General features: G+C 67.6%; 14 protein-coding genes and 2 pseudogenes. 5 read left to right on the forward strand and 11 right to left on the reverse strand.

Going from position 1 to position 17,747, the window contains the following annotated elements; all coding sequences use genetic code 11:
- Positions 1–83 precede the first annotated feature (83 nt).
- From glyA to HNO51_RS15395, 4 genes are all read right to left on the reverse strand, one after another.
- Positions 84–1,349 carry a serine hydroxymethyltransferase gene (gene glyA, locus HNO51_RS15380; RefSeq protein ID WP_197451072.1) on the reverse strand — a complete coding sequence of 422 codons (1,266 nt, stop codon included), beginning with the start codon at positions 1,347–1,349 and terminating at the stop codon, positions 84–86.
- Between the two features lie 113 nt (positions 1,350–1,462).
- Positions 1,463–2,878: a hypothetical protein gene (locus HNO51_RS15385; protein ID WP_209537798.1), complete on the reverse strand. Its 1,416-nt coding sequence runs from the start codon at positions 2,876–2,878 to the stop codon at positions 1,463–1,465.
- A gap of 150 nt (positions 2,879–3,028) precedes the next feature.
- Positions 3,029–5,629: an ABC transporter permease gene (locus HNO51_RS15390; RefSeq protein WP_209537799.1), complete on the reverse strand. Its 2,601-nt coding sequence runs from the start codon at positions 5,627–5,629 to the stop codon at positions 3,029–3,031.
- Positions 5,626–6,375: an ABC transporter ATP-binding protein gene (locus HNO51_RS15395; protein ID WP_209537800.1), complete on the reverse strand. Its 750-nt coding sequence runs from the start codon at positions 6,373–6,375 to the stop codon at positions 5,626–5,628. The genes HNO51_RS15390 and HNO51_RS15395 overlap by 4 nt, the downstream gene beginning before the upstream one ends.
- Between HNO51_RS15395 and HNO51_RS15400 the strand changes: the two genes are divergently transcribed.
- Positions 6,374–7,081, forward strand: a complete 708-nt coding sequence (locus HNO51_RS15400; protein ID WP_197448127.1) for an arylesterase — start codon at positions 6,374–6,376, stop codon at positions 7,079–7,081. The two genes, HNO51_RS15395 and HNO51_RS15400, sit on opposite strands and share 2 nt — an antisense overlap.
- Positions 7,082–7,154: 73 nt before the next feature.
- Here the strand turns inward: HNO51_RS15400 and HNO51_RS15405 are convergent, their stop codons facing one another.
- Positions 7,155–8,048, reverse strand: a complete 894-nt coding sequence (locus HNO51_RS15405; protein ID WP_197451073.1) for a DMT family transporter — start codon at positions 8,046–8,048, stop codon at positions 7,155–7,157.
- 26 nt (positions 8,049–8,074) lie between these two features.
- A pseudogene (locus HNO51_RS15410) lies at positions 8,075–8,342 on the reverse strand (Rdx family protein).
- A 54-nt stretch (positions 8,343–8,396) separates the two neighbouring features.
- On the opposite strand from HNO51_RS15410, the pseudogene HNO51_RS15415 reads away from it, so the two are divergent.
- From HNO51_RS15415 to ettA, 4 genes and pseudogenes are all read left to right on the forward strand, one after another.
- Positions 8,397–9,712 (forward strand): annotated as a pseudogene (locus HNO51_RS15415) (MFS transporter).
- Between the two features lie 90 nt (positions 9,713–9,802).
- Positions 9,803–10,237 carry a PAS domain-containing protein gene (locus HNO51_RS15420; protein WP_197448130.1) on the forward strand — a complete coding sequence of 145 codons (435 nt, stop codon included), beginning with the start codon at positions 9,803–9,805 and terminating at the stop codon, positions 10,235–10,237.
- A 183-nt stretch (positions 10,238–10,420) separates the two neighbouring features.
- Positions 10,421–10,633: a PA3496 family putative envelope integrity protein gene (locus HNO51_RS15425; protein ID WP_197448131.1), complete on the forward strand. Its 213-nt coding sequence runs from the start codon at positions 10,421–10,423 to the stop codon at positions 10,631–10,633.
- 159 nt (positions 10,634–10,792) lie between these two features.
- A complete protein-coding gene (ettA, locus tag HNO51_RS15430; RefSeq protein ID WP_197448132.1) occupies positions 10,793–12,454 on the forward strand; it encodes an energy-dependent translational throttle protein EttA in 1,662 nt (553 codons plus the stop codon).
- Positions 12,455–12,558: 104 nt separating this feature from the next.
- Here the strand turns inward: ettA and HNO51_RS15435 are convergent, their stop codons facing one another.
- The 5 genes from HNO51_RS15435 to rpoS form a co-directional block, all read right to left on the reverse strand.
- On the reverse strand, positions 12,559–12,717 hold the full coding sequence (locus HNO51_RS15435) for a DUF1328 domain-containing protein (RefSeq protein ID WP_104202220.1): 159 nt from the start codon (positions 12,715–12,717) through the stop codon (positions 12,559–12,561).
- Between the two features lie 137 nt (positions 12,718–12,854).
- The gene (gene lpxL, locus HNO51_RS15440) at positions 12,855–13,769 is read right to left on the reverse strand and encodes an LpxL/LpxP family Kdo(2)-lipid IV(A) lauroyl/palmitoleoyl acyltransferase (protein WP_197448133.1); all 915 of its coding nucleotides are present in this window, start codon (positions 13,767–13,769) and stop codon (positions 12,855–12,857) included.
- 43 nt (positions 13,770–13,812) lie between these two features.
- Positions 13,813–14,931, reverse strand: a complete 1,119-nt coding sequence (alr, locus tag HNO51_RS15445) for an alanine racemase (protein ID WP_197448134.1) — start codon at positions 14,929–14,931, stop codon at positions 13,813–13,815.
- A 132-nt stretch (positions 14,932–15,063) separates the two neighbouring features.
- Positions 15,064–16,512 carry a TolC family outer membrane protein gene (locus HNO51_RS15450; protein WP_209537801.1) on the reverse strand — a complete coding sequence of 483 codons (1,449 nt, stop codon included), beginning with the start codon at positions 16,510–16,512 and terminating at the stop codon, positions 15,064–15,066.
- Positions 16,513–16,627: 115 nt separating this feature from the next.
- On the reverse strand, positions 16,628–17,614 hold the full coding sequence (gene rpoS, locus HNO51_RS15455) for an RNA polymerase sigma factor RpoS (protein WP_197448136.1): 987 nt from the start codon (positions 17,612–17,614) through the stop codon (positions 16,628–16,630).
- Positions 17,615–17,747 lie beyond the last annotated feature (133 nt).

Raw genomic sequence — 17,747 nt, forward strand, 5'->3', positions numbered from 1 at the left:
TCGGGCCGCTGGCAAGCTGCGCCAACGCAATGCCCCGCGCCACAGGCGCGGGGCATTGCTGTCACAAGGGAGTGAAAAAGCGCTCAGCGATAGACGGGGAACTGGGCGCAGACGGCCTCGACCTTGCCTTTCACCTCGGCTTCGACACCGGCGCTATCGTCACCCTTGGCCATGGTGTCGAGGATGTCGCAGATCCAGCCGGCCAGCTCGCGGCATTCGTTCTCGCCGAAGCCGCGAGTGGTCACCGCCGGCGTCCCGATGCGCAGGCCGGAGGTAACGAACGGGCTCTGCGGATCGCCGGGCACGGCGTTCTTGTTGACGGTGATGTGGGCGCGGCCCAGGGCGGCGTCCGCGTCCTTGCCGGTCAGCCCCTGCTTGATCAGCGAAAGCAGGAAGAGGTGATCCTCGGTGCCGCCGGAGACCACGTCGTAGCCGCGCTCGATGAACACCCCGGCCATGGTCTGGGCGTTCTTCACCACCTGCTGCTGGTAGGACTTGAACTCGGGCGCCATGGCCTCCTTGAAGCACACTGCCTTGGCGGCGATGACGTGCTCGAGCGGGCCGCCCTGGCCGCCGGGGAAGACGGCGGACTGCAGCTTCTTCTCGATCTCGGCGTCGCCCTCGCTGGAGAGGATCAGGCCGCCGCGCGGGCCGCGCAGGGTCTTGTGGGTGGTGGTGGTCACCACGTGGGCGTGGGGCAGCGGGCTCGGGTAGACCCCGGCGGCGACCAGGCCGGCGATGTGCGCCATGTCGACCAGCAGGTAGGCGCCCACCGCGTCGGCGATCTCACGGAATCGGGCCCAGTCGATGATCTGGGAGTAGGCGGAGAAGCCGGCAATGATCATTTTCGGCTGGTGCTCCTGGGCGAGACGCGCGACTTCCTCGTAGTCGATGCGGCCGCTGTCGTCGATGCCGTACTGCACCGCGTTGTAGTGCTTGCCGGAGAAATTCGGCTTGGCGCCGTGGGTGAGGTGGCCGCCGGCATCGAGGCTCATGCCCAGCACCGTGTCGCCCGGCTTGACCAGCGCCTGGAACACGGCGCTGTTGGCCTGGGAGCCGGAGTGCGGCTGGACGTTGGCATAGCTGGCGCCGAACAGCTGCTTGGCGTAGTCGATGGCCAACTGCTCGACGATGTCGACATATTCACAGCCGCCGTAGTAGCGCTTGCCGGGATAGCCTTCCGCGTACTTGTTGGTCAGCTGGCTGCCCTGGGCCTCGAGAACGCGGGGGCTGGCATAGTTCTCGGAAGCGATCAGCTCGATGTGCGCCTCCTGGCGAGCGACCTCCTTCTGCATCGCATCGAACAGGGCATCATCGAAACCGGCAATCGTCATGTCACGGCTGAACATCGGCGGGAAACCTCGCATCACGGGGAAATCGGGATGCGCCATGATACCCCAGCCCATGACGGCTTTCACATGAAAGGCCGTCATGGAGCGGTGCAGAAATTCTCATGCGGGGTTTAGCGTGTCTCGACTTTTATGTTGAGCTTCTCCGCCCCCCCCAGCGGATCGGTCTGGTAGCTGTTCACGGTGCTCTCGGCGGGCAGCTTCACCCGCACCTCCAGCTCCTCGGCGCTACCCTCAAGCAGCTCGACCAGCCCCAGCAGGACCGCCTGCGCTTCCGGGCCGAACATCATGCCGAGACCCTGGGCCTGGGTGCGCGCCTGCTCGACATACTGCGCCTCGGTAACGCCCTCCATCGCCGCGCCCAGGGTCGCCAGGCGGGCGAACAGCCCCTTGTCGGCCAGGTTCAGGCGCATGTCGCCACCCAGCAGGGTCGCGCGCTCGAGCCAATCGGTGTCGGCAAAGGCATCGGCCGGCGTGATTCCCGGCGGCAGCCGCACCGGCAGATTGATGTCGAACAGCAGGCGCAGCGCATCCTGGACGTCGACCTGGCTGTCGCTGACCAGCACGCTGTGCTCGCCCTTCTCCTGCCAGCTGCCGAGAAAAGCGGCGTCGAGCCGCAGTTCGCCGCTGCCGTCGGTCAGCACGTTGCTGGCCATGCGCAGCTGGGTGCGCTCCTCCTCGGGCGCCAGCTCGATCATGCGCGCCAGATCGAGATGCAGGCCTTCGAGGCGCACGCCGCCCTTGCCATCGTCGAAATCGCCGTCGACGTCGAGCAGGGCCAGGCTGCCGACCAGCTCGCTGGCCTCCACGTCGAGGTCGCGCAACAGCAACGACGCCAGCGTTTCCTCGCCTTCGGTATCGAGCCCGGTCAGCTCCTCGAGACGCAGCGAGGCCAGAGTGAAGGAGCCCGAGCCGATCTCGTCCAGGTCTTCCGCCGCCCCCGCCACGCCGGTGATCTCGAGCATGCCGATGGCGTCGTGGGTCAGCGACTCACCACGCACCCGTTCGATGGTCATGCGCCCCTGGCCGCGCTGCAGGGGGGTGTCGGGAAAGAGCTCCCCGGCCAGCTCCGAGGCCAGTTCGAGCACGATGCCGTCGATGGCCAGGCTGCCGAGGCGTACCTCCTCGGGGTCCAGCCCCGCATGCAGCGGGAACACGGCGCGCGAGGGCTCACCCATGACGATTCGCTCCGCGCTCATCAGCGTCAGCTCGGTCAGGCTGTCCTCGATGCGAAAGCCTTCCAGCGTCACCTCGTCGGGCGCATCGTAGTCGCCGCTGACGATGTAGCGGTCGATCAACAGGCGCTCGCCCTCTTCGGTCTCGAAGACGATCTCCTCGGCCGTGGTCCGCGAGCGCAACATCCCGCTCGAGACCTCACCCAGCGAGAGGCTGCCGCCCCCGCCGAACAGCGCCCGCAGGTCGGCCTCTAGCCGCTCGGCATCCGCGGCTGCGATGCCGCAGGCACCCATGAGCGTGGCGAAGGCCAGCATCTGGCCCAGGCGAGTCGCCGGGGGACGAAGGGCTTGCATCGACTTTATCTCCTGTGGATGGCGGTGAGGGGCTGGGTGGCAATGTCCATCGGCGCCACGCTGACACAGTGTAACCGTAATGGGCGGCGACCGCGGCCCCGCCGTCAGCGCTGGCCGCGAACAATCAACGCAGTACCGGACCGCGGGGAGTCAAGCCTCTCCCAGCAGACCGAGACTCGCCGCCGGCGCCTGCCGGCGCAGACCGCGCGACAGAACGTGGCCGATGGCGCCTATCAGCAGAGCGCCGCCCAGCGGCAGCACCAACCACAGCCACGGGTGCAGCCGCGGCGCCAGGTCGAGCCAGGCCACGTAGATGCCGGCGGTGGCCAGCTCGGCCAACAGCGCGCCCATCAGGCCGCTGGCCAGGCCGAGGATGGCGAACTCGGCCCCCTGCACGCGGGAGATGAGCCCCCCACCGGCGCCGAACACCCGCAGCAGGCCGCTCTCGTGCGCCCGGGCCGGGCGGCTCGCGGTCAGCGCCGCGTAGAGCACGCTCACCCCGGCCAGCAGCACGAAGGCCAGCACCAGCTCCACCGCGCGGGTGACCTGGGTCACCACCTCGCGTACCTGGGCCAGGATCGCATCGATGTTGAGCAGCGAGACACCCGGGAAGCCCTGTACCAGTCGGCGCAGCGTCTCGCCCTGCCCCGCCTCGAGGTGAAAGGCGGTGATGAAACTGTGGCCGAAGCGCTCCAGCACCCCGGGGGGGAAGATGACGAAGAAGTTGGGACGGAAGCTGTCCCAGTCCAGGTTGCGCAGACTCGCCACCTCCCCGACGATCTCCTCGCCACCGATGGTGAACGTCATCCGGTCGCCGAGCGCCAGCCCCAGGCGTTCGGCCAGGCCGTCCTCGAGGGAGATCGGCACCGTGACCTCCCGGGGCTCGGCATCCACCGCCCCGAGCCAGCCGTCCCCCGCCGGTGCGCTCTCCAGTTCGTCGAACCAGCGCCCGGCCACCACCCGGTTGCCCTCCGGCAGCTCGGCCTGCCAGGTGAGGTTGAGTTCACGGCGCAGCGAGCCGTCGCCGCGCGACTCCACCGGCACGGCTTCGCGTGCCGGCTCGCCGTTGATCGCGGTGAGACGCCCGCGCACCATGGGATAGAGCGCCGTGCGGTCGTCGGCATTGGCCTCGAGGGCGTCGACGAACGCCTCGCGCTCGCCGGGCTGGATGTTGATGGCGAAGTAGTTGGGCGTGTCCTCGGGGAGCTGGGCCTGCCAGGTGGAGAGCAGGTCGCCGCGCACCAGGGCGATCATCGCCATGGCGAAGAAGGTCACCGCAAAGGCGAGCAGTTGTCCCAGGCTGGCGGCTCGCCGCCTGGCCAGCTGGCGCCCCCCCAGGCGCACGGCCTGGGACAGCTCGCCCTGGCCGCCGCCCTGGGGCAGGCGATCCGCGAGCCGCAGCACCAGGCCGAGCAGCAGCGAGCCCAGGCCCCACAGCACCACCAGCATGACCAGACCGCCCAACAGCAACGCGGCCGCCAGGCCGAAGTCGCCGGAATAGAGCCACAGCAGGCCGCCGAAGACCAGGCTGGCCACCAGCACGACCAGCCAGGCCGCGGCCGGCAGCGGATCGAGCTCGCGGCGCAGCACCTTGAGCGCACTGACGCGCTTGAGTCGCAGCAGGGTCGGCCCGGCGAAGCCGACCAGCACCGCCAGCGCCGTCAACACGCCGAGCCACAGCGGCAGCCAGCCCGGCGGCGGCAGGCTGAGCGGCAGGAAAGTGGTCAGCAGAGCCAGCAGCACGGCCTGCCCGGCCAGGCCCAGCAGCGCACCCAGGACCGACGCCGCCAGTGCCAGCCACAGCAGCTGCAGGGCAAACAGCCAGGTCAGGTCACGCTGGGTGGCACCGAAGCAGCGCAGCAGCGCCGCGGTGTCGAGATGTCGCTCGACATAGCGTCGGGTTGCCATCGCCACCGCCACGCCGGCCAGCAGCACGGCGGCGAGACCGGCCAGGCTCAGGTATTTCTCGGCCCGCTCCAGGGCGTTGCCGAGCCCCGGGCGGTCGCGGCGCACGTCACGCACCTCGACCCCGTCGCGGCGCAGCCGCTCGAGCAGCGGCGCCAGTCGCTCCAGCGCCTGGGGCGGGCCGGCGGCGAGCAGCTCGAACTCCACCCGAGCACCGGGCTGTACCAGGTTGGTGGCGTCGAGGTCGTCGACATGCACCATCAGGCGCGGGTTGAAGCTGCCGAAGCCGGCGGACTGATCCGGCTCGCGTTCGACCAGGCCGGTCACCGTCAGCTCGCCCTCGCCCACCTGGATGCGATCGCCAAGCTCGGCCTCGAGCAGCAGCGCCAGGCGCGGGGCCAGCCAGGCCTCGCCGGGGGCGGGGCCGTGGTCCACGGTGTCGATGCCGGCGCCGCGGTCGACATGGAGCTGTCCGTAGTGAGGGTAGACGCCGTCGACCGCCTTGAGGCTGGCCGGCTGGAAAGCGTCGCCGAGGCTGACCATGGTCACCAGGTCGACCTGATCGCTCAGCGTCATCCCGGCCTCTTTCAGCGAGCGACGCAACGCGTCGTCGAAGGGTCGGCCCTGCTCCAGCACCAGGTCGCCGCCGAGCAGTTGGCCGGCCTGACGGGTCAGGCCGCGGTCCAGGCGGTCGAGGAAGAAGCCGATCATGGTGGAAGCCGCCACGGCCAGGGCCAGGGCGACGAACAGGGCGCGCACGTCGCTGGCACGCAGGTCGCGCAGCAGCCCGCGGGCGGAGAGTCGCAGCAGATTGGCGCCGGCCGGGCGGGATGAGCGCCGGCTCATGCGCCCACCTCGTCGCGTACGAGTTCGACCAGCCGCCCCTCCTCCAGGCGCAGGCAGCGGTCGCAGCGCGCCGCCAGGGCGTGATCGTGAGTCACCAGTACCAGGGTGGTCCCGGCCTCGCGGTTGAGCTGGAACAGCAGCTCGATGATGCGCCCCCCGGTGGCCTGGTCCAGGTTGCCGGTGGGCTCGTCGGCAAAGACCAGTTCGGCGCCGGTGACGAAGGCCCGCGCCAGCGCCACACGCTGCTGCTCGCCGCCGGAAAGCTGCTTGGGCAGGTGATCCAGGCGTTCGCCGAGCCCCACCCGGGTCAGCCAGTCGCGCGCCCGCGCCGAGGCATCGGGCAGCGGCGAAAGCTCGAGGGGAAGCAGCACGTTCTCCAGCGCCGTGAGGGTCGGCAGCAGCTGGAAGTTCTGGAACACGAAACCGACCCGGCCGGCGCGCAGCCGGGCACGTCCGTCCTCGTCGAGCTTGCCCAGTGTCTCACCAAACAGCTCGAGCTCGCCGCCGCTCGGCTCGTCCAGCCCCGCCAACAGGCCGAGCAGGGTCGACTTGCCCGCTCCGCTCTGCCCGAGGATCGCCACGCTCTCGCCGGGGAACACTTCGAGCGTCAAGCCACTCAGAATGGTGAGCCGCCGCTCGCCGCTCACGACCTGCTTGCCCAGCTGCCGAGCGTGTAGAATCGGTTGGATGTCGCGCCCGGCAGCGGGGGCAAGCGTAACCACATCGGAAGTCGAGGAGTCGGTCATGGTGAAGGATTTCCCCAGTCGTCTGGTAAGAGAGCGTCGCACCCACCACGCCCGCTGGCGCTCAGCCATCGGCATGGCCGGCATGCTGGTCGTCCTGTGGCTGGCGACCGCCGCGGCCCTGGCCGCCGAGAGGCCGGTCGTGCTGGTCATGGGCGACAGCCTGAGTACCGCCTATGGCATCGAACGGGAAACAGGCTGGGTCAGCCTGCTCGAAACGCGGCTCGACGGACGCGCCCGTGTGGTCAATGCCAGCATCAGCGGTGAAACGAGCAGCGGGGGCGCCAGCCGGCTCCCCGAGCTAATCGGACAGCACCAACCGGACATCGTTCTGCTCGAGCTGGGCGGCAACGACGGCCTGCGCGGCCTGCCGCCCAGCCAGCTCGAGGCCAACCTGGCCGGCATGATCGAGGCCAGCCAGGACGCCGGAGCCGAAGTCCTGCTGCTCGGCATCGACATCCCGCCCAACTACGGGCCGGCTTACCGCCGCGCCTTCACCGATGTATTCGCCCGCCTGGCCGATAACTACGATACACCGCTGGTGCCCTTCCTGCTCGAAGGAGTAGCGCTCGAGGAAGGCATGATGCAGGACGACGGCATTCATCCCACCCGCGAGGCCCAACCGATCATCCTCGACAACGTGTGGCCGGCATTGGCGCCACTGCTGGAGGGCAACGGCGCGGAGCTGGCCGAAGCCGCACGGGAGTGACATCTGGCCAATGGTCCATTCACGGCCTGTTTCGTCCATCGGCGCCAGGGCTCAAGCAGCTCCTCTTCGAGTATCAGCTGCTCTCCTGAGCCACCGCCGGCGCCTTCTGCCACTGTTGCAGGCCGAGCCCGCCGAGGATCAGCACCAGCCCGACCAGGGTGGAGACGAGGATCGGCTCGCCGACCACCACATAGAGCAGCAGCAGCGACACCGGCGGCGACAGGAAGATCAGGTTGGAGACCTTGGCCGTGCGCGACACGCGATGCACGGCCATCTGCCACAGCACGAAGGCGATACCCATCTCGAACAGGCCGACATAGATCCCCGCGCCAACGGCCGCCCAGCCGTGCCAGGAAAAGCCGGGGCCCAGCAGCATCAGCAGCGTGAGCACCGGCAGGCCGACACCGAAGTTTTGCCACTGGGCCACCAGCGGCGGGCGGGCGTCGCGCACGTTGAGCAGCCAGTAGAGCGCCCACAGCAGGGTGGAAGCCAGCGCCAGCCCAACCCCCAAGGGGTCGGCAAAGGCGACATTCAGCACCTGCCCCCGGGTGGCGATCACCCACACGCCCGAGTAGGCGACCAGCCCCGCCAGCACGTCGATGCGCGTGAGCCGTTGCCCCAGGATAGGCACCGCGAGAAAGGCCATGGCCAGCGCCCAGGTGTAGTTGAGCGCCATGGCCTCCTGCCCCGGCAGGCGGTCGTAGGCGCCGAACAGCACCAGATAGTAGGCCACCGGGTTCATCAAGCCGGCCCAGGCCGCGGTGCGCCAGCCATGCCGCAACGCCTCGCCGAGCAGCCCCTGGCGCACCACCAGCCCCCCCATCAGCAGCCACGACACCAGCGACGCCAGCCACATCAGCTCCAGCGGCGACATGTAGGCCAGGGCCACCTTGAAGGCGGTGGCGACGGTCGACCACAGCGCCACCGCCCCCAGCCCGAAGAGCATTGCCCCGCGATCCTGGCTCAGGATATCCGCACTCGTCATCGCCGCCCTCATCGGTCGATGTGCCCCAGATCCCGCTCGGGATCGAGCCGGTCGCACCCGCTGCTTGAGCTGCTTGCTGTCGGGAAAGCCGCCGTCGCGCTTGCGCTCCCACAGCGACTCGTCGTCGTAGAAGATCTCGAAGTAGCCCCCGTGGGAGGGTACCAGCGCCACCTCCTCCAGCTCCTCGCCGAAGGTGGAAAGCAGCTCCTGGGCCAGCCAGGCGCTGCGCAGCAGCCACTGGCACTGGGTGCAGTAATGAATGCGAATGCGTGACATGCGGACACCCTGTCGCAACAATGGAATGGAGATGATAGCAGCCAAGGAGCCTGGATGGCCGAACGCGAAATCAGCCAGTCGCGTCTCTACGAGTGGTTGACGGGCGACGACGACAGCCGCATGTGCCAGAACATCCCCGACGCAGCGTGCCGCGAGCAACCGCACAACTTCTTCCTGCACCTGTTCGCCGCCCTGGGCAACAAGCTGGCCGACGAACTCTCCAGCGCCAGGTTGGTACTGCCCTGGCTGCTCGGGGTCATCGGCGCTCCGCTGTGGATGGTCGGGCTGCTGGTACCGATTCGCGAGTCGGGCGCGCTGCTACCACAGCTGTTCGTCGCCGGCCTCATCCGCCTCGAGCCACAGCGCAAGTGGGCGTGGGTGGTCGGCGGCGGCGTCCAGGCGCTGGCCGCCGCGGCTCTCGCCCTGCTCGCCCTGTATGGCCAGGGCGGCCTGGGCGGCACCCTGGTGCTGGCCACGCTGATCGTCCTGTCGCTGGCCCGAGGGCTCTCCTCCATCGCCACCAAGGATGTGCTGGGCAAGACCATCGCCAAGGGCCGACGCGGCAATCTGATGGGCTGGAGCGGCAGCATCGCCGGCGCCGTGACCCTGGCCGCCGGCGGCGCCCTGATGCTGTTCGAGGATCGCCCCGGCGAGCTGGCCCTCGCGGCGCTGCTGGGCGTCGCCGCCCTGGGCTGGCTGCTCAACGCCGCGTGCGCGGCACGCATCGCGGAGGAGCCCGGCGCGGTGGAGGGGGGCGAGAACGCCTGGAACAGCATCAAGCTGGGGCTGCGCCTGCTGCGTGACGATCGCGATTTCCTGCACTTCAACCTGTCGCGCTCGCTGCTGCTGGCCAGCGCCCTGGCGCTACCCTACGTCGCCCTGCTCGGCCAGCAGCAGAGCGGCACCGAGCTGGGCGGCCTAGGCGTGCTGGTCGTGGTATCGGGGGTGGCGGGCATGCTGGCCAACCCGGTCTGGGGCAAGCGCGCCGACGCCTCCAGCCGCACCGTGCTGCGCGACACCGGCCTGGGAGCCGCGATCTGCTGCCTGCTCGGTGCCGGTATCGCCTGGCTGCCGGGCGAGTGGACGCAGACGGTATGGCCCTACGCCCTCGTCTATGCCCTGCTCGTCACGTCCATGCCGGCGTGCGCCTGGGCCGCAAGACCTACCTGGTCGACATGGCGGGACAGGACCGGCGGGCGCTCTACGTGGCACTGTCCAATACGCTCACTGGCGCCATGATGCTGCTGGTGGGCGGTGCGACCGGGCTGTTGGCGCAGTGGCTGGGCACCGACTGGCTGCTGGTGGCCCTGTCGCTGATGGCCCTCGCCGCCGCTGCCTCGGCCGCACGGCTGCCGGAAGTCGAGCGATAGGCTCGCGGCGTTGTCAACGTGGCGAAGGCTGGCCATGATGTAGCATAGTGACGTTGTGTTACCGCCACCTCCCAGTCAGGAATGCCTTGAATGAAACGCGCCCCATTGATCAGCCCGGAACTCCTCGAGCGCATCGTCAATGCCTCGGAGGACGGTATCGTGGTCGCCGAGCAGGAAGGTGACGAGAACATTCTCATCTACGTCAATCAGGGCTTCGAGCGGCTCACCGGCTACAGCACCGACGAGATCCTCTATCAGGACTGTCGCTTCCTGCAGGGAGACGATCGCGACCAGCCGGCGCTGGCCAATATCCGCAAGGCCCTGAGCGAAGGGCGCCCCTGCCGTGAAGTCCTGCGCAACTATCGCAAGGACGGCACTCTGTTCTGGAACGAGCTGTCGATCACTCCGGTCTTCGATGCCGACGACAACCTGACCTATTTCATCGGCATACAGAAAGACGTCACGGAGCGCGTCGAGGCCCAGATGGAGCTGGAACGGATCAAGGCCGAGTACGGCCTCTCCTGACGGGCCCGGGACCCACAAAAAAATTCCTCAAAGGCTTGCTCTCGGCTCCTCCGGGATATATATAGCCGTCAGGTGCCAGCCATTGGCGCCGATGGCGCTTCAGGTCCGTCGCTTCGGACGCGAAGCGAATGTGCGACACGTCGATCGCCGAGCGGTCGACACCGGGCCATGGGAGGACTTCGCATGAGCCATGAACCCCTTGTCAACGACACTCACGACGACGATCAGGACTTCCTCGAAGCGGTGAACGACGACGAATACGTTCGCCCGCGTGCCACCAGCCGCGCCGACACCCTGCGTGCCCGACGCCGCGTCGAGGCCCTGCTGGAAGAGCGACGCCTGCAGCGCGCCATCGAAGACGATTGGATGCTGCTCGGCGAAGAAGAAGAGGAGTAGCCCCTCCCCCCCTCGGCACGAGGCATCCGTGGATGCCTCGTCAAGCATGCCGGTCGCCGCGCCGCATCCTGGCGCGGCGCCAGCCACGGCAGTGCTGGCCTTTGCCCCGCACGACCACTATCATCGGGACCACTGAAACCCTCAACCCAGTGGAATTCCATGGCGCAATACGTCTTCACCATGAATCGGGTGGGCAAGGTCGTTCCGCCCAAGAAGCAGATCCTCAAGGACATCTCGCTGTCCTTCTTCCCGGGCGCCAAGATCGGCGTGTTGGGCCTCAACGGCGCCGGCAAGTCGACCCTGCTGCGCATCATGGCCGGCGTCGACAAGGAGCATGAGGGCGAGGCGCGCCCCATGCCCGGCATCAACATCGGCTACCTGCCCCAGGAGCCTCAGCTCGACGACGCCAAGAACGTGCGCGAGACCGTGGAAGAGGCGCTGGGGGAAATCAAGGAGGCCCAGGCCAAGCTCGACGCCGTCTACGCCGCCTACGCCGAACCGGATGCCGATTTCGATGCCCTGGCCGCCGAGCAGGCGCGCCTGGAGAACATCATCGAGGCTGCCGACGCCCACAACCTCGAGCGCAAGCTGGAGGTCGCCGCCGAGGCGCTGCGCCTGCCCCCCTGGGAGGCACAGGTGGGGAACCTCTCGGGCGGCGAGCGTCGTCGCGTGGCTCTGTGCCGCCTGCTGCTCTCCAACCCCGACATGCTGCTGCTCGACGAGCCCACCAACCACCTGGATGCCGAATCGGTGGCCTGGCTCGAGCGCTTCCTGCACGACTACAGCGGCACCGTGGTCGCCATCACCCACGACCGCTACTTCCTCGACAACGTGGCCGGCTGGATCCTCGAGCTGGACCGCGGCCACGGCATCCCCTTCGAAGGCAACTACTCCCAGTGGCTCGAATCGAAGGAGAAGCGCCTGGAGCAGGAGGCCAAGCAGGAGGCCTCGCGGCAGAAGGCGATCAAGCACGAGTTGGAGTGGGTACGCTCCAACGCCAAGGGCCGCCAGGCCAAGAGCAAGGCGCGCCTCAACCGCTTCGAGGAGATGCAGTCCGGCGACTTCCAGAAGCGCAACGAGACCAACGAGATCTACATTCCGCCCGGCCCGCGCCTGGGCGACAAGGTGATCGAGTTCCACGGCGTGTCCAAGCGCTTCGAAGACAAGCTGCTCTACGAGGATCTCTCCTTCAGCGTGCCCAAGGGCGCCATCGTCGGCATCATCGGCGGCAACGGCGCCGGCAAGTCGACCCTGTTCAAGCTGATCACCGGGAAAGAGCAGCCCGACAGCGGCGAGGTGGTGATCGGCGAAACCGTCGACATCGCCTACGTCGAGCAGCTGCGCGACGCGCTCGACGACAAGCAGACGGTGTGGGAAGCGGTCTCGGACGGTCAGGATATTCTCAACATCAACGGCTACGAGGTCTCCTCGCGCGCCTACGTCGGTCGCTTCAACTTCAAGGGCAACGACCAGCAGAAGTTCCTCAAGGACCTCTCCGGGGGCGAGCGCGGCCGCCTGCAGCTGGCCCAGACCCTCAAGCAGGGCGCCAACGTACTGCTGCTCGACGAACCGTCCAACGATCTCGACATCGAGACCCTGCGTGCCCTGGAAGAGGCCCTGCTGGCGTTCCCCGGCTGCGCCCTGGTGATCTCCCACGACCGCTGGTTCCTCGACCGTATCGCCACTCACATCCTGGCGTTCGAGGGCGACTCCCACGTGGAGTTCTTCGAGGGCAACTACACCGAGTACGAGGCGGATCATCGCAAGCGGGTCGGCAACGATACCCCGCATCGCATGAAGTACAAGCGCATCGATGCCTGAGGGTGCACTATCAAGCAAGAGGCCTCGCCATTGGCGAGGCCTCTTGTCGTTACGGCCGACTCACGTGGTCTACTCACATGGACAGAGGGCCACCGTGGAGAGGGTCATGGTCGTCTTCCGGTGATCAACGAGACGATGAACAGCACGATGAACAGGAAGAACAGGATCTGGGCGATGGTGGTGGCTGCCCCGGCGATACCGGAAAACCCCAGTACCCCGGCGATGATCGCAATGATCAGGAACAGCATGGCATTGCCGAGCATAGAAACCTCCTTGGTCGTCTAGGCGCCATCCTTCGGCACCGCGTCTATGGCTAGGTCACCTTAAGCGTTGCGTGAGCCCGAGGCAGCGTCAAGTAACCGACGGTCATCCGTTGTAACAGAGCTCCGTCCATTCGGCTTCAATAGAGGCCCGGCTCGCCCCGCGGGCGCGTCTTGAAGCGGCGGTGCAGCCACAGGTACTGCTCGGGATGCTTGCGTATCGCCTCCTCGATGATGGCATTGATGCGCGTGGCGTCGGCCACCTCGTCGCCACTGGGAAAGTCCTCCAGCGGCGGACGCCACTCGACCGTGTAGGTACGGTCGTCGGGGTTGCGGTGGAACATCAGCGGCACCACCGGCGCGCCGGTCATGCGCGCGATCTTGGCGGTGAGCCGAATCGAGGCGGCCTGGACGCCGAAGAACGGGGCGAACACGCTGGCGTCGCGACCGAAGTCCTGATCCGGCGAATACCACACGCTGTGGCCCGCCTTGATCCGCCGCACCACGCCGCGCAGATCGTGGCGATCGATCGCCTCGCCGAAGATGCGGCTGCGCGCGCGGGTCATGAAGCGGTCGAACAGCGGGTTGCCGTGCGGCCGGTAGACCACGTCGGCGGGAAAGAAGAGCGAGTGCAGCGCCCCCCCGAGGTCGAGGGTGGAGAAATGGATACCCAGGATCAGCACCCCCTTGCCCTGAGCCTGGGCCTGGGCCAGGTAGTGCGCGTTCTTGCAGGCGACGCGATGGCGCAGGTGGCGCGGATCGCGACACCAGGCGGTGGCGGTCTCGAGGATACCGATGCCATTGGCGGCGAAGGTCTTCCTCACCAGCTTGCTGCGCTGCACCTCGTCGAGTTCGGGAAAGCTCAGGCGCAGGTTGGTATCGACGATGTGGCGGCGGCGCGGCACCAGCCGCCAGGCCAGCAGCCCGATGCCGCGACCGAGGGCGAGCTTCAGGCGCCACGGCAGCCAGGCGCCCGCGCGCATGGCGGCAATGGCCAGCCAGGCCGGCCAATAGCGGGGATGGGCGAAGGAAGCGGGCCAGTTACGCTTGGACATGCAGGGTTCCGTTCGGCTCGAGTTGGGCGAAGGCAAGCAACGCTCAGGTACGCTGCGAATAGTGTCTGGGCACCCGCGGCAAGATGCCGGTCAGCAGCGTGTAGCTAATGGTATCGCAATGCCGGGCCACCTCGTCGACGGAGAGCACCGCGCCATGGCGAGACCGCCCCCACAGCACCACCTCGCTGCCGATGCCGGCCTCGGGGATGTCGGTCACGTCCACGGTGAGCATGTCCATCGAGACCTTGCCGGCAATCGCCGTGCGCCGCCCCGCCACCAGTACGGGGGTGCCATCCGCGGCATGCCGATCATAGCCGTCGCCATAGCCGCAGGCCACCACCGCGATGCGCGACGGCCGCGACGCCCGCCAGCGACCGGCATAACCCACCGGCTCGCCCACCGCCAGCTCGCGCACGGCGATGATCTCGGAACGCAGCGTCATCACCGGTTCGAGGCGGCGACTCGCCTCGCTCGGCTGTTCCAGCGGATCGCTGCCATACAGCATCACGCCGGGCCGGACCCAGCTGCCGTGGGCCTGGGGCCAGGCCAGGGTCGCCGGTGAATTGGCCAGGCACAGCGACGCCCCCAGGCGATGGGCCAGCGCCTGCATGCACGCCAGCTGCCGGTCGAAATAGGCGGAATCGCGAGCATCGGCGGTCGCGAAGTGGCTCATCAGCAGCAATCCGGTGGCATGGGCCGGCGCGGCGGACAGGCGCTCCCACACCGCGGCCACCTGATCGGGAGGGAAGCCCAGCCGGTGCATGCCGGAATCGACCTTGAGCCACACCGGGATCGGCCGGGCCGGCCGGTACGCCAGCAGTGCCTCCACCTGCCAGTCGCTGTGCACCGCCATCCACAGCCCCAGCGCCTCGACACGGGCCAGTTCTTGCGCCTCGAAGATACCCTCGAGCAGCACGATGGGCGTCACGATGCCCCCCTCGCGCAGGGCCTCGGCCTCCTCCAGACAGGCCACGGCAAAGGCCGGCGGCCGTCGTCCGGCGGGCAGGGCCTCCAGCGCGCCGGCACAGGCCACGGCACCATGGCCGTAGGCGTCGGCCTTGATCACGGCCAGGGCCCGGCTGCCGCCGGCCAGCTCACGGGCCAGCGCATAGTTGTGACGCAGGGCGTCAAGATCGACATCGGCAATCAGGGGCCTGGCCACGGGCAACCTCCCACAGGAAAAATGAGCGCACGATTATCTTCTATATGCACCGCCACTTCACGAAGAAAACCACCGATTTCTCGGTGGCTTTCGACATATCACGCCGCAAAAAGCCGGCAACTCAGCAAATCATCAGGAAGGCGCCTGCGGTCGCTCGCCGATGTTCATGACCGGGTCGTCGTTGGCCTCGTCGGGCAATTCCAGCGAGACGCGCTCCCCCTCGGAGAGCCAGGCGTTGACGGACTGGATCGAGTCCGGCCCGAGCAGCCCCGCCTGCTGCTGCAGCTGCAGCAGACCGAGGATGTAGTCATAGCGCGCCTCGGCATGTTCGGCGATGGCATTGAACAGGTTCTGCTCGGCATTGAGGACGTCGACGATGTTACGCGTGCCCACCTCGTAGCCCGAACGCGTCGCCTCCAGGGCGCTCTGGTTGGAGACGATTGCTTGGCGCCGTGCCTCGACCGTCTCGACGTCGTTGTTGACGCGCGTGAACAACGAGCGCACCTGCTGAATGGTATCGCGCCGCTGGGCTTCGAAGTCGTACTGGCTGGCTTCGAGCAGGAAGCCGCTCTGGCGAATCCGTGCCTGGGTCGAGCCGCCGGTATAGAGCGGCAGGCTGGCGCGCAGGCCGACCTGGCTCTCCGACTGCTCATCCGTGCCCGTGCGATCGGATTCCGACCAGCCGTAGCTGGCGAAGGCCGAGAGCGTAGGCTGACGCGCGGCGCGCGAGATATCGACGCTGCTGCGTGCCACCTCGATGGCGGCCTCGGCCGACAGCACCAGCGGGCTGTTGGCCATGGCGAGCTCGACCCAGGCTTCACGATCCGCTGGCACGGGGCGAGCAATCGGCACCTCGTCGTCCAGCGCTTCGATGCTGTCGTAGCGATGCCCGGTCAGGCGCTCGAGCGCCTCGAAGCTGACCCGCATGGCCCCCTCCGCGGCGAGGCGCTGGGCACGGGCCAGGTCATAGGAGGCCTGGGCCTCATGGACGTCGGTGATCGCGATCAGCCCCACCTCGAAGCGCTCCTGCGCCTGCTCCAGCTGGCGCTCGATGGCGGTTTCCTGGGCGCGCCGCGCGCTGAGGACATCGTGGGCCCGAAGGATCTCGAAGTAGGCGTTGGACACGTCGAAGAGCAGCTGCTGGGCCGCTGCGTCGACCCCCAGGGCATCCCGGTCGATCTCGCGCTCGGCCCGCTCCAGCTGGGCGCGACGGGTCGGGTCGTAGAGCGCCTGCTCGGCATCGAGGCTCAGCCCGACGCTGTTGACGGAATCTTCTGTCTCGAATGCCTCGGCCGGAACGCCAGGAATCCGCAACCCCTCGTTGGAGCTCGAATAGGTTCGGGTGTGCGCCGCATTGCCGCCCACGGAGATCTGCGGCAACAGCGTACCGCGCTGTACGTCCCGTGCGGCCTCGGTAGCCTGGAAGGCGGCCTGGGTGGACGACAGCTCGGCGTCGTTGGCCAGGGCGTCCTGGGCAATGGTCCAGAGGTCGGCCGCCTGGGCATTGCCAGCCATGAGGAAGCCGACGAGAACCGCCAGCCCCCGACGCGGCAAGCGTCGTGCGAAAGATGGGCGAAGCATATGTTCTTTTCCCTTGTTCATCCCTGCATCATGAGGACGCTAATGATACCTCAGCAGCATGCAGAAAATATGCAGCCGACCTGGAGGTCGGCTGCCGTTTCTCCCGCCACGGTGGCTATTCGTTGAAGATGTTGTCCATCGAGAGGCCCTGCTTCTCGAGCACCCGACGCAGCTTCTTCAGCGCCTCCACCTGTATCTGTCGCACCCGTTCCCGGGTCAGGCCGATCTCGTCGCCGACTTCCTCGAGGGTGGCCGCCTCGTGGCCACGCAGCCCGAATCGGCGCACCACCACCTCCATCTGCTTCTCGGTCAGCTCCGCCAGCCACTCGTCGACGTGCTGCTTGACGTCGACGTCGACCAGCGACGACTCGGGGCCCTGTTCGTTGTCGTCGGCCAGGGTCTCGATCAACGGCTTGTCGCTGTCGCCTCCCATGGGATAGTCCACCGAGGAGACCCGCTCGTTGAGCCCCATCATCTTCTTCACCGCCTCGACCGGTTTGTCGAGATGATCGGCAATCTCCTCCGGGGTGGCCTCGTGATCGAGCTTCTGGGTCAGCTCGCGTGCCGCCCGCAGGTAGATATTGAGCTCCTTGACGACGTGTATCGGTAGCCGGATGGTGCGGGTCTGGTTCATCAGCGCCCGCTCGATGGTCTGGCGAATCCACCAGGTGGCATAGGTGGAGAAGCGGAAGCCACGCTCGGGGTCGAATTTCTCCACCGCGCGGATCAGGCCAAGGTTGCCCTCCTCGATCAGGTCGAGCAGGGTCAACCCGCGGTTGAGGTAGCGCCGGGCGATCTTGACCACCAGGCGCAGGTTGGACTCGATCATTCTCGCTCGCCCCGCGGGGTCGCCCTTCTGCGCCAGGCGGCCGAAGTGGACCTCCTCCTCTGGCGTCAGCAGGGGCGAGAAGCCGATCTCGTTGAGATAGATCTGGGTGGCGTCGAGGCTGTGGTGGTAATGCTTGTCCTCGCGACTCAGCGCCTTCTCGAAGGCGGCGTCATCGTCACTGGCCGAAGTGTCCGAATCCGTCTCGAGGTCCTGGTCGGCCTCGGTGACGTCATCGAGATCAACATCCTGAAGGTCCCGTTCAAGCATGCTCATCGGTTGCTACCCCGTGGTTTCGTCCTGAAATGCCTGTTGCTCTGGCATGGCTTACAGCACGCCGAGTTCTATTTGTTATGACTCCTCATGGCACCCTTCGGTACCAAGGCCCACCTGACGCCCCGACGGCAAC

Source organism: Billgrantia sulfidoxydans (genome assembly GCF_017868775.1).
In the GTDB taxonomy this organism is placed as follows: domain Bacteria; phylum Pseudomonadota; class Gammaproteobacteria; order Pseudomonadales; family Halomonadaceae; genus Halomonas; species Halomonas sulfidoxydans.